Origin of the sequence: Streptosporangium sp. NPDC000396 (assembly GCF_042898655.1) — a bacterium.
GTDB lineage: Bacteria > Actinomycetota > Actinomycetes > Streptosporangiales > Streptosporangiaceae > Streptosporangium.
The window spans coordinates 1-12993 of the sequence record NZ_JBIAZA010000025.1; the positions used below are offsets into that span (position 1 = coordinate 1).

At 69.7% G+C, this 12993-nt stretch carries 9 protein-coding genes; 3 read left to right on the forward strand and 6 right to left on the reverse strand.

Annotated elements, in window-relative coordinates:
• Positions 1-253: 253 nt before the first annotated feature.
• Positions 254-1102, forward strand: coding sequence for an MBL fold metallo-hydrolase (locus ACFY2X_RS33140; protein ID WP_389946321.1), 849 nt, complete (start codon positions 254-256; stop codon positions 1100-1102).
• A gap of 142 nt (positions 1103-1244) precedes the next feature.
• Here the strand turns inward: ACFY2X_RS33140 and ACFY2X_RS33145 are convergent, their stop codons facing one another.
• Both ACFY2X_RS33145 and ACFY2X_RS33150 read right to left on the reverse strand, forming a co-directional pair.
• Positions 1245-3092 carry an ABC transporter ATP-binding protein gene (locus ACFY2X_RS33145; protein ID WP_389946324.1) on the reverse strand — a complete coding sequence of 616 codons (1848 nt, stop codon included), beginning with the start codon at positions 3090-3092 and terminating at the stop codon, positions 1245-1247.
• Positions 3089-4936: an ABC transporter ATP-binding protein gene (locus ACFY2X_RS33150; RefSeq protein WP_389946327.1), complete on the reverse strand. Its 1848-nt coding sequence runs from the start codon at positions 4934-4936 to the stop codon at positions 3089-3091. Before ACFY2X_RS33150 ends, ACFY2X_RS33145 begins: the two co-directional genes overlap by 4 nt.
• Positions 4937-5622: 686 nt before the next feature.
• On the opposite strand from ACFY2X_RS33150, the gene ACFY2X_RS33155 reads away from it, so the two are divergent.
• Positions 5623-8163 (forward strand): DUF4118 domain-containing protein, encoded by a 2541-nt coding sequence (locus tag ACFY2X_RS33155; protein ID WP_389946330.1) that lies wholly within the window; start codon positions 5623-5625, stop codon positions 8161-8163.
• Positions 8160-8306 (forward strand): hypothetical protein, encoded by a 147-nt coding sequence (locus tag ACFY2X_RS33160; protein ID WP_389946333.1) that lies wholly within the window; start codon positions 8160-8162, stop codon positions 8304-8306. The genes ACFY2X_RS33155 and ACFY2X_RS33160 overlap by 4 nt, the downstream gene beginning before the upstream one ends.
• Here ACFY2X_RS33160 and ACFY2X_RS33165 read toward each other — a convergent pair.
• From ACFY2X_RS33165 to hypF, 4 genes are all read right to left on the reverse strand, one after another.
• A complete protein-coding gene (locus ACFY2X_RS33165) occupies positions 8287-8928 on the reverse strand; it encodes a 4'-phosphopantetheinyl transferase (protein WP_389946335.1) in 642 nt (213 codons plus the stop codon). The two genes, ACFY2X_RS33160 and ACFY2X_RS33165, sit on opposite strands and share 20 nt — an antisense overlap.
• The gene (locus ACFY2X_RS33170; protein ID WP_389946338.1) at positions 8925-9752 is read right to left on the reverse strand and encodes a metallophosphoesterase family protein; all 828 of its coding nucleotides are present in this window, start codon (positions 9750-9752) and stop codon (positions 8925-8927) included. The genes ACFY2X_RS33165 and ACFY2X_RS33170 overlap by 4 nt, the downstream gene beginning before the upstream one ends.
• Positions 9749-10489 carry a thioesterase II family protein gene (locus ACFY2X_RS33175; RefSeq protein WP_389946341.1) on the reverse strand — a complete coding sequence of 247 codons (741 nt, stop codon included), beginning with the start codon at positions 10487-10489 and terminating at the stop codon, positions 9749-9751. The genes ACFY2X_RS33170 and ACFY2X_RS33175 overlap by 4 nt, the downstream gene beginning before the upstream one ends.
• 159 nt (positions 10490-10648) lie before the next feature.
• Positions 10649-12988 (reverse strand): carbamoyltransferase HypF, encoded by a 2340-nt coding sequence (gene hypF, locus ACFY2X_RS33180; RefSeq protein ID WP_389946344.1) that lies wholly within the window; start codon positions 12986-12988, stop codon positions 10649-10651.
• Positions 12989-12993 lie beyond the last annotated feature (5 nt).

A 12993-nucleotide genomic window follows, 5' to 3' on the forward strand; every position in this document is an offset into this window, starting at 1 on the left:
CAGCCAGACCCGACCGGGCCGGTGACCGACCGGCCGTCTACCCGGACCGGCCACCCGAACCAGCCACTCGGACCGGCCACCCGGACCGGACGCCGACCCTCATGGGAGCCGTCCGGCCGGGTGGACCGGGTAAAGCGGTCACCACAACGACCGGTCCGGCGGGAGCCGATCTCGCGCGCATGAAACGCTGTAGTCGAGTGAGCGTCCGGAGGCGGCCGGGGGCCAGACGGGATGCCGCACCAGGTGGAGGCCCATGATGGTCGATTTCGGCGACTACGGCGTGTTCTTTGTCGGCAACGCCACCACGCTGATCCGTTATAACGGGTTCGCGGTGCTCACCGATCCCAACTTCCTCCATCGTGGACAGCACGCCTACCTCGGGTACGGCCTGACCACCCGGCGCCGCACCGAGCCGGCGATCGGTGTCGACGAGCTCCCGACCCTCGACGTCGTGGTGCTGTCGCACATGCACGGAGACCACTGGGACCGTACGGCCCGCCGGGGCCTGGACAGGGCCGTGCCGATCGTGACGACGCGCCACGCGGCGCGCCGGCTGAGGCGCCAGGGCTTCGGCAGGGCCATGGGGCTGAGCACGTGGCAGGACCGGTTGTTCCACCGCGACGGCCGTACCCTGCGGATCACGTCCCTGCCCGCCCGCCACGCCCCAGGGGCGGCTCAGGTGCTGCTGCCCCCGGTGATGGGCAGCATGCTGGAGTTCGGCCATCAGGACGGCCGGGTCGACCTGCGCCTGTACATAAGCGGCGACACCCTGATGGATGGCTGCCTGGCCCCGATCCCGGAGCGTTTCCCCGACATCGACGTCGGCATCGTCCATCTGGGCGGCACCATGATCCTCGGCCTGATGATGGTGACCATGGACGGCAGGCAGGGCGCCGAATGGCTGGCCTTCACCGGTCCTCGGTATGCCATACCGGTGCACTACGACGACTACGAGGCCTTCACCTCGCCGCTGGCGGACTTCCGCGGCGAGGTCGAGCGCCGCGGCCTGTCCGACCGCGTGCGCTACATCGAACGGGGCGAGAGCTGCCCCCTGCCCATACGGTCCGCGGTGAAGGAAACACCGGCACCGCAACGCCCCTAACCCATGAGAGCTTCCGTTCTGGTGGCCGTCGCAACACCCCACCTCAGGGGATGCGACGCACTTCGAGATCCGGGCGGGACCTTCCCGCGGCCGCCGGTGCGGATTCGCCCGCGCGTCCGGTCCGCCCGGAACTCCTGATCCTCTACTCGCGCACGCCCGGGTGGTCCGAGATGCTGTCCAGCCATGCCCGATGCAGGCCGGCGAAGCGGCCCGCCTGCGCGATGAGCCGATCCGGCGGGCCGTCCTCGACGACCCTGCCGCTGTCCATCACGAGCACCCGGTCGGCGATCTCGATGGTCGACAGCCGATGAGCGATGATCAGAGCGGTCCGGTCCGCGAGGATCGTCCGCATCGCCCGCTGCACCAGCCGCTCGCCGGGGACGTCAAGGCTGGAGGTCGCCTCGTCGAGGATCAACACCGCCGGATCGGCCAGGAAGGCTCGTGCGAACGCCACGAGCTGCCGCTGCCCCGCCGACAGCCGGCCACCGTGCTTGCCGACCTGGGTGTCGTACCCTTCGGGGAGTGCCGAGATGAAGCCGTGGGCGCCGATGGACCGGGAGGCCTCGACGATCTCGGCCATGGTCGCGCCGGGCCGGCCGAATCTGATGTTGTCGGCGACCGAGCCGGTGAACAGGAAGTTCTCCTGCGTCACCATGACCACCGCGGCACGCAGCGCGTCCTCACCGAGATCGCGCAGGTCGACCCCGTCCAGCAGCACGCGACCGGCCACGGGGTCGTAGAACCTGGACACCAGCTTCGCCAGCGTGGTCTTCCCGGCCCCGGTGGTGCCGACCAGCGCCACGCTCTGTCCCGCCGGGATCGTCAGATCCATCCGGGACAGCACCGGGGTGCCGTCCAGGTAGGAGAACTCCACCTCTTCGAACCGCACCTGCCCGCGGGGGTGCTCCAGCCGTACGGGATCGCGAGGCTCGGCCACCGCCGGCCTCTCCTCCAGCACGCCGGAGAGCTTCTCCAGTGCGGCTCCCGCGGACTGGAAGGTGTTATAAAATTGGCTGATCTCCTGCATGGGCTCGTAGAACTGGCGCAGGTAGAGCAGGAACGCGGCGAGCACGCCCACCGTGACGTCGCCGTCTATGGCCAGCCAGCCGCCGTAGAGCAGGACGAGGGCGATCGTGACGTTCCCGATCAGCTTGATGCCCGGCATGAAGACCGCGACCAGGCGCATGCCCCGTACGTTCGCGGCCCGGTAGTCGTCGTTGAGCCGGGAGAAGATCTCCTGGTTGCGAGGCTCCCTGCGGAACGCCTGGACCGCCCGTATGCCGGTCATCGACTCCACGAAATGGACGATCACCAGTGCCACGGTCTCTCGGGTCCTGCGGTAGGTCAGGCTCGACTGCCGCCGGAACCAGCGGGTGAAAAGCAGCAGGACCGGTATCGGCAGCAGAGCCACCAGGCCGAGGTGGACGTCCATGACGAGGAGCAGGACCGCGGTGCCGGTCAGCGTCAGCACCGCCGTGACGAGGCCGTCGAATCCCGACTCCAGCATCTCGGAGATGGCCTCGATGTCGGAGGTGAGGCGGGCGACGACCCGGCCCGAGGTGTAGCCGTCGTGGAACGACAGCGACAACCTCTGGAAGTGGGTGAAGACCCGCCGCCGCAGTTCCAGCAGGATGCTCTGACCGATCCGGCCCGCCATCCTGAGGAAGACCTGCCGGGTCGCCGCCTGGACGGCCGCCGCCACCAGCACCGCCCCGACGATCGTCACCAGTGTGGCCGACCCCTCACCGGCGACCATCGGAGGGATGCCGGTGTCGATGCCCACCTTGATCAGATAAGGGATGGCGAGGGAGGCGGCGTTGCAGATCACGATGATCGCGACGAGCAGGAAGATCTCCTTGCGGTACGGCCGCAGCAACTCGCCGAGCAGTCGCCTGGACCGGGTGCGGAGCAGGAACGACACCTGCTCCGAAAGCTCGTCCTGATCTTCGGCGGCGACGCCGCGCCAGTCTTGCGTCGTGGTCTGGCTCATCGCAGTGCCCCCTCGCTCCCCAGATCGGAGCCGCCCAGATCCGTGCTGTCAAGATCAGTGCTGTCAAGATCGGAGTCGTCAAGGCCGGCGCTGTCAAGATCGATGCCGTCGGGGCCGAGGCCTTCGAGACCGGTGCCTTCGAGGTCGGTGCCGTCGAGGTCGGCGGAGAGCAGCGCGCGATACTCCGGCACGGTCGCCATCAGCTCCTGATGACGGCCGACGTGCGCGATCGTGCCGTCGACCAGCAGGGCGACCTTGTCGGCGAGCAGGACGGTGGAGGCCCGGTGCGCCACGACGATCCCCGTGGCGTCCCGCAACACGTGCCGGAGAGCCTCCTCCACCAGGGCCTCGGTCTCGACGTCCAGGGCTGAGAGGGTGTCGTCCAGCACGAGGATCTTCGGCCTGCTGAGAACCGCGCGTGCCAGGGCCAGGCGCTGGCGCTGACCGCCGGACAGGGACATCCCCTGCTCGCCGATCCTGGTCTCGAGCCCCCATGGCAGCTGATGGACGAACCCGGCCTGAGCGACCTGGATCGCGGCCTCGATCTCCTCCTCGGTGGCGTCGTGCCGCCCGAGCGTGAGGTTCTCCCTGACGCTCATCGAGAACAGGGTCGGATCCTCGAAGGCCGTGGCGACCATCGAGCGGAGCGCCGGCAACGACAGGTCGCGCACGTCGTGCCCGTCGATCGTGATCCGGCCCGCGCTGACGTCGTACAGCCGGGGGACGAGGGCCGTCAGCGTGGTCTTGCCCGAACCCGTGGCGCCCACGACCGCGACCGTCTCTCCCGGCCGCACCTCCAGCCAGACATCGTGGAGCACCGGTTCGGCGGCGCCGGGGAAGCGGAACCCGACGCCCTCGAATCGCAGGTGCCCGCGCGGCCGCTCGATCACGGCGGTGCCCCCGGTGATCTCCGGCTCGGTGTCGAGCACCTCCATCACCCGGTCCGCGGCGGTCATCGCCTCCTGGCCGGTCACGAGGATGAAGCCGAGGGCCGAGATGGGCCACACCAGCTGCAGCATCAGCGTGGTGAAGGCCACCAGCGTGCCCAGTGTCAGGGAGCCCGAGCCGACCGCGAGCGCGCCGAGCAGCAGGACGACGGCGAGGGTGATGTTCGGGATCACCTCAAGGAAGGTGAAGAACCTGGCTGACAGCCGTACCTTCTCCATCGAGGTCCGGTAGACCTTGAGGGCCCCTTCGTCGAAGTTGTCGAAGACGTGCCGGGCGCGGCCGAAGGCCTTGATCGTGCGGATGCCGACCGCGGACTCCTCGATCACGGTGGCGAGGTCGCCCTGCTCGTCCTGGACCTGGCGGGAGACGGCGATGTAGCCCCGCTCGAAGCGCAGCGAGGTGATCATGATCGGCACCACCGACAGGGCGACCAGCAGGCCGAGCGGCCAGTACATCCGCAGCAGCAACGCGGTCACCGTCACGATCTGGACGGTCGTCAGAACGAGGAAGAACATGCCGAAGCCGAGGAACCTCCGGATCGCCGAGAGGTCGGTCGTCGCCCGGGACAACAACTGGCCGGACTGCCAGGCGCCGTGGAATCCCATCGGCAGTCGCTGCAGGTGCCCGTAGAGATCGTCGCGGATCGTGGCTTCCATGCCGAGGACGGCGTCACCCCAGAACCATCGGCGCAGGAAGGTGAGCAGTGCCTCGATCACGCCCAGCGCCAGGGCGAGCAGCGCGAGGGGAAGGATGGCCGCGGCGTCGCCTCGGGCGACGGGGCCGTCGATGATCTCCTTGCTGATCAACGGGATGACGATGCCGATCGCGATCCCGCCGAAGGCGGGTATCCAGATCAGGATCAGGCGTGTGACATAGGGGCGCAGGTAGGACCTCATTCGCCACAGCGAATTCATCCTGCCGGCGCGGGGCGGGTGTGGAATCGAGGACTGACGGGTGTCGGCATCTCGCCCGGAGGCGGTGGTATCAGGGGGCATCAGCAGGCAGCACACTCCTCACTGGATTTAGTCGATTTATTTTACTATCGGTGCGGGACACGATAAGAATAAAGCTCTCGTCAACCGGTTTTCCGTGCCGCGAGCCCCGTGGGCGCTGGATTGTCGCCTTCTGGTCGGTGTGGGGTGACGTTCGGGTCTTCGTGTCCTGTATGGGCTGACAACTGCTTGGCAGTGGCCCTCTTGAGACTCCTGTCGCCATTTCCCCATTTGTGTATGTAGTTTATCAAAAAAACAAAAAGAAAGACACTTGTTTTGTCGATTTGATGAAATGAAAAAGCGAGCCGGCCGATCGCGTTGAATTCGGGTGAGCGGTCCCGGCGGAGGGCGTCGCCTGATACGGGCGTTTCGGAATGAGGCCCGGAGTCGTCGGAGCCGGGCGGCGCCGCATGCCGGGCCGGGCAGGCCCCGTCTCCCTCCGGCGCGTGTGCTCCGAGCGGGTCGGGCACCCCTTATGCCCGCCTCGGCGGCTCGCTCCCTCCCCGGACAGGAGATGATCGGAGTTGAGAGGGGCCGAGCGCGACGAGCGGAACGGCCCGCGGAGCAGGATGGAAAGTGGTGAGCGGCCGATGGGCGGGGGACGCGGGCAACTGCGCGTCTACCTGGGCGCGGCTCCCGGCGTCGGCAAGACCTTCGCGATGCTCGAAGAGGGGCACCGGAGGCTGTCGCGGGGCACCGACGTGGTCGTGGGCTTCGTCGAGACTCATGGCCGTGCCCGCACCGCCGCGCTGCTGGAGGGTCTGGAGACCGTCCCACGCAAGACCATGCCCTACCGCGGGACGAGCTTCACGGAACTCGACGTGGACGCGGTCATCGCGCGCAAGCCGAAGGTGGCGCTGATCGACGAGCTGGCGCACACCAACGTGCCCGGTTCGCGCAATCCCAAGCGGTGGCAGGACATCGAGGAGATCCTCGACGCCGGGATCGACGTCATCTCCACCGTCAACATCCAGCACCTGGAGTCACTCAACGACGTCGTCCAGCAGATCACCGGGGTGCCGCAGCGCGAGACCGTGCCCGACGAGGTGGTACGGCGCGCGGACGCGGTGCAGCTGGTGGACATGCCGCCGGACGGGTTGCGCCGCCGGATGGCCCACGGCAACATCTACGCCCCGGAAAAGATCGACGCGGCCCTGTCGAACTACTTCCGTGTGGGCAACCTGACGGCCCTGCGGGAGCTGGCCCTGCTCTGGCTCGCGGAGAAGGTCGACGAGCAGCTCGACCAGTACCGCGCCGACCACGGCATCGAGGGCACCTGGGAGGCGCGCGAGCGCGTGGTGGTGGCGCTGACGGGCGGCCCCGAGGGAGACACGCTGATACGGCGGGCGGCCAGGATCGCGGCCAGGACCAAGGGCGCCGACCTGCTGGCGGTGCACGTGACCCGTTCCGACGGCCTGGCCGAGGCCGACCCGGCCAACCTGGCGCGCCAGCGAACGCTGGTGGAGAGCCTGGGCGGCACCTACCACCAGGTGGTGGGAGAGAACGTGCCGCGCGCGCTGCTCGACTTCGCCGGCGGGGTGAACGCCACCCAGCTGGTGCTGGGCGCGTCCCGGCGCGGCCGGCTCGCGCAGCTGTTCTCCCCGGGCGTCGGCGTGACCACCACCGCGCTGTCCGGGTCGATCGACGTCCACATGATCACCCATGCCGAGGTCAGCAAGGGCACGCGGCGCGTCCGGCCGGGGGCCGCGCTCACCCGCACGAGACGGCTCGCGGGGTGGGCGATGGCGCTGCTCGGCCTCCCCGTGCTCACCGCCGTGCTGGTCCCGTTCAGGAACGGCCTGGCACTGCCCGGCGGGATCCTGCTGTTCCTCCTCATGGTCGTCGGCGTCGCGCTGGTGGGCGGCATGTGGCCCGCGGTCACCGCGGCCGTGCTCGGCTTCCTTCTGCTCAACTACTTCTTCACCCCGCCGGTCGAGCGGTTCACGATCTCCGACCCGCAGAACCTGCTCGCGCTGAGCGTCTACGTGCTGGTGGCCGTCCTGGTGAGCGCCGTCGTGGACCTGGCGGCACGGCGCACGAGGGAGGCGGCTCGCGCCGGCGCCGACGCCGAGGTGCTGTCCACGCTGGCCGGGCACGTGCTGCGCGGGGAGCACGCGTTGCCCTCGCTGCTGGCCAGGCTGCGGGAGACCTTCGGCCTGACCTCGGTCACGCTGCTGGAGCGGATCGGTGAACCCGCGCCGGACGACCAGTCGGATCCCGGGGCGTGGCGGATCGTCGCCATCGCCGGTGGTCCCCCCTGCACCTGTCCGGGAGCCGCCGACACCGACGTGGTGATCGACGGCGATCTGGTGCTCGCCGCACGCGGGCGGCTGCTCGACGCGGCGGACCGCCGGGTTCTGGAGGCGTTCGCCGCGGAGGCGGCCGTGGCCCTGCGGCAGGATCGGCTGGAGGAGGAGGCCGAGCAGGCCAGGCCGCTGGCCGAGGCCGACAAGATGCGTACGGCGTTGCTCGCCGCGGTGAGCCATGACCTGCGCACCCCGCTCGCCTCGGCCAGGCTCGCCGTCGACAGCCTGCGCAGCACCGATATCGAGTGGAGCGCGGAGGACAGGGAGGAGCTGCTGGCCACGGCGGCCGAGTCGCTGACCAAACTCGACCGGCTGGTCGCCAACCTGCTCGACATGAGCCGCCTGCAGGCCGGCGTGCTCGGCCTCACCCCGCAGCCGGTCGCGCTCGAAGAGATCATCCCGCGCTCGATCGACGAGCTCGGCCCGCTCCGGGACCGCATCGAGGGCGACATATCGCCGGACCTGCCCGAGGTCCTCGCCGACCCGGCGCTGACCGAGCGGATTCTGGTCAACGTGATGTCCAACGCCGTGCGCTACAGCCCGGCCGGGGAGAAGGTCCTCATCACCGCGAGCTGGTACGGCGACCATGTCGAGACCCGCGTCATCGACCGCGGCCCGGGTATTCCACGCGAGGCGTACGACCGCGTCTTCTTGCCGTTCCAGCGGCTGGGCGATCGTGACAACCACTCGGGCGTCGGACTGGGCCTCGCGCTCTCCCGGGGGCTCGCGGAGGCGATGGGAGGCACACTGCTGCCGGAGGAGACGCCAGGGGGAGGCCTCACCATGACTCTCACACTGCCCATCTCCTCAAGAGTGCGGACATGACGAGCGTCCTTGTCGTCGACGACGAACCCCAGATCCTGCGTGCCCTGCGCATCAACCTGGTCGCCCGGAACTTCGAGGTGGCGGCGGCCGTCGCGGACTCCGCGCCGTGCGCGGTGAGCAGGGCTATCTGTCCGGGAGCGTGATGGCGGTCACCACCAGGCCGTCGGCGACGAGCCAGCGTCCGGCGAATCCGGTCAGCCGCTGCCCCGCGACGTGAGGACCGGGGACGAGGAGGCGGGCGGTGAAGGTCCCGGAAGGGTCGAGGGTGATGAGGGCCTCCTCGAAGTCGAGCCAGCGGCGGGCCAGGGGGAACCACGCCTTGTAGACGCTTTCCTTGGCGCTGAACAGCAGCCGGTCCCAGTGGATCCGCCCGCCGAGTCTCGCCAGTGCGGCCTGCTCCTGGTCGAGGGCGATGGCCGACAGGATGCCTTCGGGGAGCGGTTCGTGAGGCTCGGCGTCGATGCCGACGGTGAGGGCCTTCAGGGAGACGGCGGCGGCCCGGTATCCGGCGCAGTGGGTGATGGCACCCGTCACCCCGTCGGGCCATACGGGGGCGCCGCGCTCGCCGGGCAGGATCGGCACCGGCGGCAGCCCGAGCCGGGCCAGAGCCTGGCGGGCGCAGTGGCGGGCGGTGGTGAACTCGTTTCTCCGCTTGTCCACCGCCTGGGCGACGACGATCTCCTCTTCCGGCAGCAGCACGGCATCGGGTGGGTCGTAGAACGCCTCCACGCTCGCGACCCAGGAGGGAAGGATCTTCTCGATCATGGCGCGGGAAGGATCTGACGAGGACGGCCCGGCGGCGTGGGGCGGGACCGCCACTCGCGGGGATAGCCCACGGAGACCTCCTCGAAGCGCACGCCGTCGTGCCAGGTCGTCCGGGGAATGTGCAGGTGGCCGTAGACGACCGCGCGGGCGTCGAAACGCACGTGCCAGTCGGCGGTCCGCTCGGTGCCGCACCAGATCGCGAACTCCGGGTGGCGGAGAACCAGGGTCGGCTCGCGGACCAGCGGATAGTGGTTGACGAGCACGGTGGGGATGTCCCGGGGACGGGCCGCCAGCCGGAGTTCGGTCTCGGCGATCCTGGCCCGGCACCAGGCGGCGCGGGAGGGGTGGGGGTCGGGATGGAGGAACATCTCGTCGGTGCAGACCACCCCCTTCTCGTAGGCCAGGGCGAGGGCCTCCTCCTCCGTCGCGACGCCGGGCACGCGGAAGGTGTAGTCGTACAGCACGAACAACGGGGCGACGGTGACCGGCCCGCCCGGCCCGTCCCACACCGGGTAGGGATCCTCGGGGGTGACCACTCCGAGGTCGCCGCAGATCTTCACCAGATGCCGATAGCGTTCTTCGCCGCGGAGCTGGACCGGGTCGCTGGGGTGGGTCCACAGCTCGTGGTTGCCCGGCGCCCACACCACCTTCTCGAAGCGCTCGCTGAGCAGGCGCAACGCCCACTCGACGTCGGCGACCTTCTCGGAGACGTCTCCGGCGACCAGCAGCCAGTCGGAGCCGGAGACGGGCCGCAGCTCCTCGACGATCCGCCGGTTCTCCCGGTATCCGATGTGCAGGTCACTGATGGCCAGCAGCGACGTCATGCGTGAACCTTCCTCAGCGCTTCGAGTATCGCCTGGGCCACGGCCGCCTGGTCGTCGCCGACGAAGAAGTGGCCACCCGGGAAGACACGGAGCTCGAAGCCCGCCCTGGTGTGCTCACTCCACGCCCGTGCCTCCTCAAGGCTCGTCATCGGGTCGGCGTCGCCGGTGAACGCGACGATCGGGCAGTCGAGTGGCGGGCCGCCGGTATACCGGTAGGTCTCGATCGCCCGGTAGTCGCTGCGCACCACCGGGAGCACCAGCTCCCGGAGATCTTTGTCCTCCAGCACCGCGGCATCCGTCCCGCTCAGTTCGTCGAGCACGGTTACCAGCTCGTCGTCGCCGAGCAGGTGCCTGGTCTCATGGCGGTTCGAGGAGGGCGCGCGCCGTCCCGACGCGAACAGCACGATCGGCGCCCCGGAGGTGAGGCGCCTGGCGACCTCGAAGGCCACGGTGGCTCCCATGCTGTGCCCGAAGAACGCCCGTGGCCGATCGCCCGGCCGCCCCAGCACGTCCGCGATCTGGTCGGCGAGGAGGTGGATGTCGGTGACCGGCGGCTCGTTGTAGCGGTCCTGCCTGCCGGGGTACTGCACGGCGAGCATCTCCGCCGACGGTGACAGGGCCCCGGACAGCGGACGATAGTAACTCGCGGACCCTCCCGCGTGAGGGAAGCAGACCACCTGGACGTCGCTCCGTGGCGACGGGTGGAAGCAGCGGATCCAGAGGTCGGCTGCCGTCAAGGTCTTTCTCCTTCGATCGGGGCGCAAGGGAATGTTGCCGTGCTGTCCACGGGCTGAAGATAACCGGAAGATCACCGGGAGCGGAAGCCCGCAGACGTCGCGGGTCCGCGCGAAACGCATGGCGCGTGGACGCCCCGTCCTTCAGGGGACGGCGGAACCTCAGGGGGCGTTGGTCCGGAAGGAGGAGAGGAGGTCGCGTGCGGCGGCCACGGCGGCCTGGCCGAGACTGATGCCGCCGTCGTTGGGCGGAACGCGGTGGTGGGTCAGGACCCGGAAGCCGTGACGCTGAAGCGCCTGGACGAGGCCGTCGGTCAGCAGCCGGTTCTGGAAGACGCCACCGGACAGGGCGACCGTGCCGATGCCGGTGTCCGCGCGCAGCCGTACGCAGCTCGCGGCGGTGACGGCGGCGAGCCCGTTGTGGAAGCGGGCGGCGATGGTCGCCGGATCGGTCCGGCCGCGCAGGTCGTCGACGACGGCTCTGACGAGGTCACCGGTCTGGATCAGCAGCAGTCCGGCCTCGTCGAGGAAACCGGCCGAGTAGGCGGATCTCTCGGCGGGATCGGCCCGCTGCTCCAGCGCGATCGCGGCCTGCCCCTCGTAGTTGACGGTGTCATGGAGCCCGATGAGCGCCGCGACGGCGTCGAACAGCCGGCCGGCGCTGGAGGTGAGGGGGGAGTTCACCCCGGACCTGGCCACGGCCACCACGTCGTCCCAGAGCCGGTGCTGACGGGACCTCACCGGCAGATCGTCCGGGGGCGCCCCGTCGTAGGCGGCGTCCAGGTGCGCGGCGGCCATCCGCCAGGGCTGCCTGATCGCCGCCGTGCCGCCGGGCAGCGGCACCGGAGCCAGGCAACCGGCGCGGGTGAACCCGTTGAGGTCGGCCACGAGCAACTCGCCGCCCCAGAAGGTGCCGTCGGTGCCGTAACCGAGGCCGTCGAAGGCCACTCCGATGACGGGCCCGGCCTCGTCGTTGTCGGCCAGACAGGAGGCGATGTGCGCGTGGTGGTGCTGGACCCCGACCAGATCCACCCCGTCGGTCTCTCGGGCGTACTTGGTGGACAGGTACTCAGGATGGAGATCGTGCGCGACGACCTGCGGCGTGATGTCGAACAGGCGCCGGAAATGGTCGATCCCCTCGGTGAAGGAGCGCAGCGTCTCGTAGTTCTCAAGATCGCCGATGTGGTGGGAGACGAAGGCGTGGTGCCCCTTCGCCAGGCAGAAGGTGCTCTTCAGCTCCGCACCGCACGCGAGTACGGCTCGCCGTACGGGACGGGAGAGCCGCAGGGGCTCGGGGGCGTATCCCCGCGATCTCCGCAGGGGGAGCTCGCGCCCTCCCATCGGGATGATCACCGAGTCGTCGGTGCGGATGTGGATCGGACGGTCATGGGTGAGGAAACAGTCCGCGATATCGGAAAGCCGGGCGAACGCATCGTGATCCTGGTAGGCGATGGGCTCATCGGAACGGTTCCCGCTGGTGAGCACGTACGGCCGGGCGAACTGCCTGGAGAGCAGATGATGCACGGGCGTGTACGGCAGCATGATGCCCAGGCGCCGGTCGCCCGGGGCCACGGCCTCGGCTATCGGGGCGCCGGGGCGGCGGGGCAGCAGCACGATCGGCCGGCGGGGGGAGGTGAGCAGCCGCTCGGCGTCGCGGCCCAGCTCGCAGAGCGCTCGCGCGGCGTCGAGATCGGCGACCATGACGGCGAACGGCTTGTCCTCGCGGTGCTTGCGTGATCGCAGAGTCCGTGCGGCGTCCTCGTCGCCCGCGTCGACCGCCAGGTGGTAGCCCCCGAGGCCTTTGACGGCCAGAACGCCGCCCGATCCCAGCAGTTCGGCCGCGAGCCCGATCGGATCGCCGCCGGCACGACTGCCGGCACCGCCGCAGGCGTCGCCGTGGGCGCCGAGCAGTCGCAGGGCCGGGCCGCAGGCCGGGCAGGAGATCGGCTGGGCGTGGAACCTCCGGTCCTGCGGATCGAGATATTCCTCCGCGCATCTCTCGCACATGGCGAACGCGGCCATCGTCGTGGCCGGTCGGTCATAGGGAACGTCCCGGACGACGGTGAACCTCGGCCCGCAGTTGGTGCAGTTGATGAAGGCGTGGCGGTATCGCCGGTCGGCCGGGTCGAACAGCTCGGCCAGGCAGTCGGCGCACGTCGCGACATCGGGGGAGATCAGCGTCACCCGCTCGCTTCCCGCACGGCTGCCGGCGATGTGGAACCCCTGATCGCCGCGCGCCGGTATCGCGCTGGCGGTGATCCGGTGGATCACCGCCAGCGGTGGCGCGTGATCCCGCAGGTCCTCCTGGAAACGCGCGACGCCCTCGGCGGTGCCTTCGGCTTCGATGAACACGCCCTGGCCGTCGTTGCCCACCCATCCCGACAGGGCCAGTCGCCGGGCCAGGGAATGGACGTGAGGACGGAAACCCACCCCCTGCACGATCCCTTCGACTCGGATCCTGATCCGGGTCCGGGTCTCAGCCCGCGTAGGTCCGGTGCTCATGAGGT

What these genes read in the sequence shown, in the direction of transcription:
- ACFY2X_RS33140 (WP_389946321.1), top strand. Translation starts at nt 254, where the DNA reads ATGATGGTCGATTTCGGCGACTACGGCGTGTTCTTTGTCGGCAACGCC.
- ACFY2X_RS33145 (WP_389946324.1), bottom strand. Translation starts at nt 3,092, where the DNA reads ATGAGCCAGACCACGACGCAAGACTGGCGCGGCGTCGCCGCCGAAGAT.
- ACFY2X_RS33150 (WP_389946327.1), bottom strand. Translation starts at nt 4,936, where the DNA reads ATGAGGTCCTACCTGCGCCCCTATGTCACACGCCTGATCCTGATCTGG.
- ACFY2X_RS33155 (WP_389946330.1), top strand. Translation starts at nt 5,623, where the DNA reads ATGGGCGGGGGACGCGGGCAACTGCGCGTCTACCTGGGCGCGGCTCCC.
- ACFY2X_RS33160 (WP_389946333.1), top strand. Translation starts at nt 8,160, where the DNA reads ATGACGAGCGTCCTTGTCGTCGACGACGAACCCCAGATCCTGCGTGCC.
- ACFY2X_RS33165 (WP_389946335.1), bottom strand. Translation starts at nt 8,928, where the DNA reads ATGATCGAGAAGATCCTTCCCTCCTGGGTCGCGAGCGTGGAGGCGTTC.
- ACFY2X_RS33170 (WP_389946338.1), bottom strand. Translation starts at nt 9,752, where the DNA reads ATGACGTCGCTGCTGGCCATCAGTGACCTGCACATCGGATACCGGGAG.
- hypF (WP_389946344.1), bottom strand. Translation starts at nt 12,988, where the DNA reads ATGAGCACCGGACCTACGCGGGCTGAGACCCGGACCCGGATCAGGATC.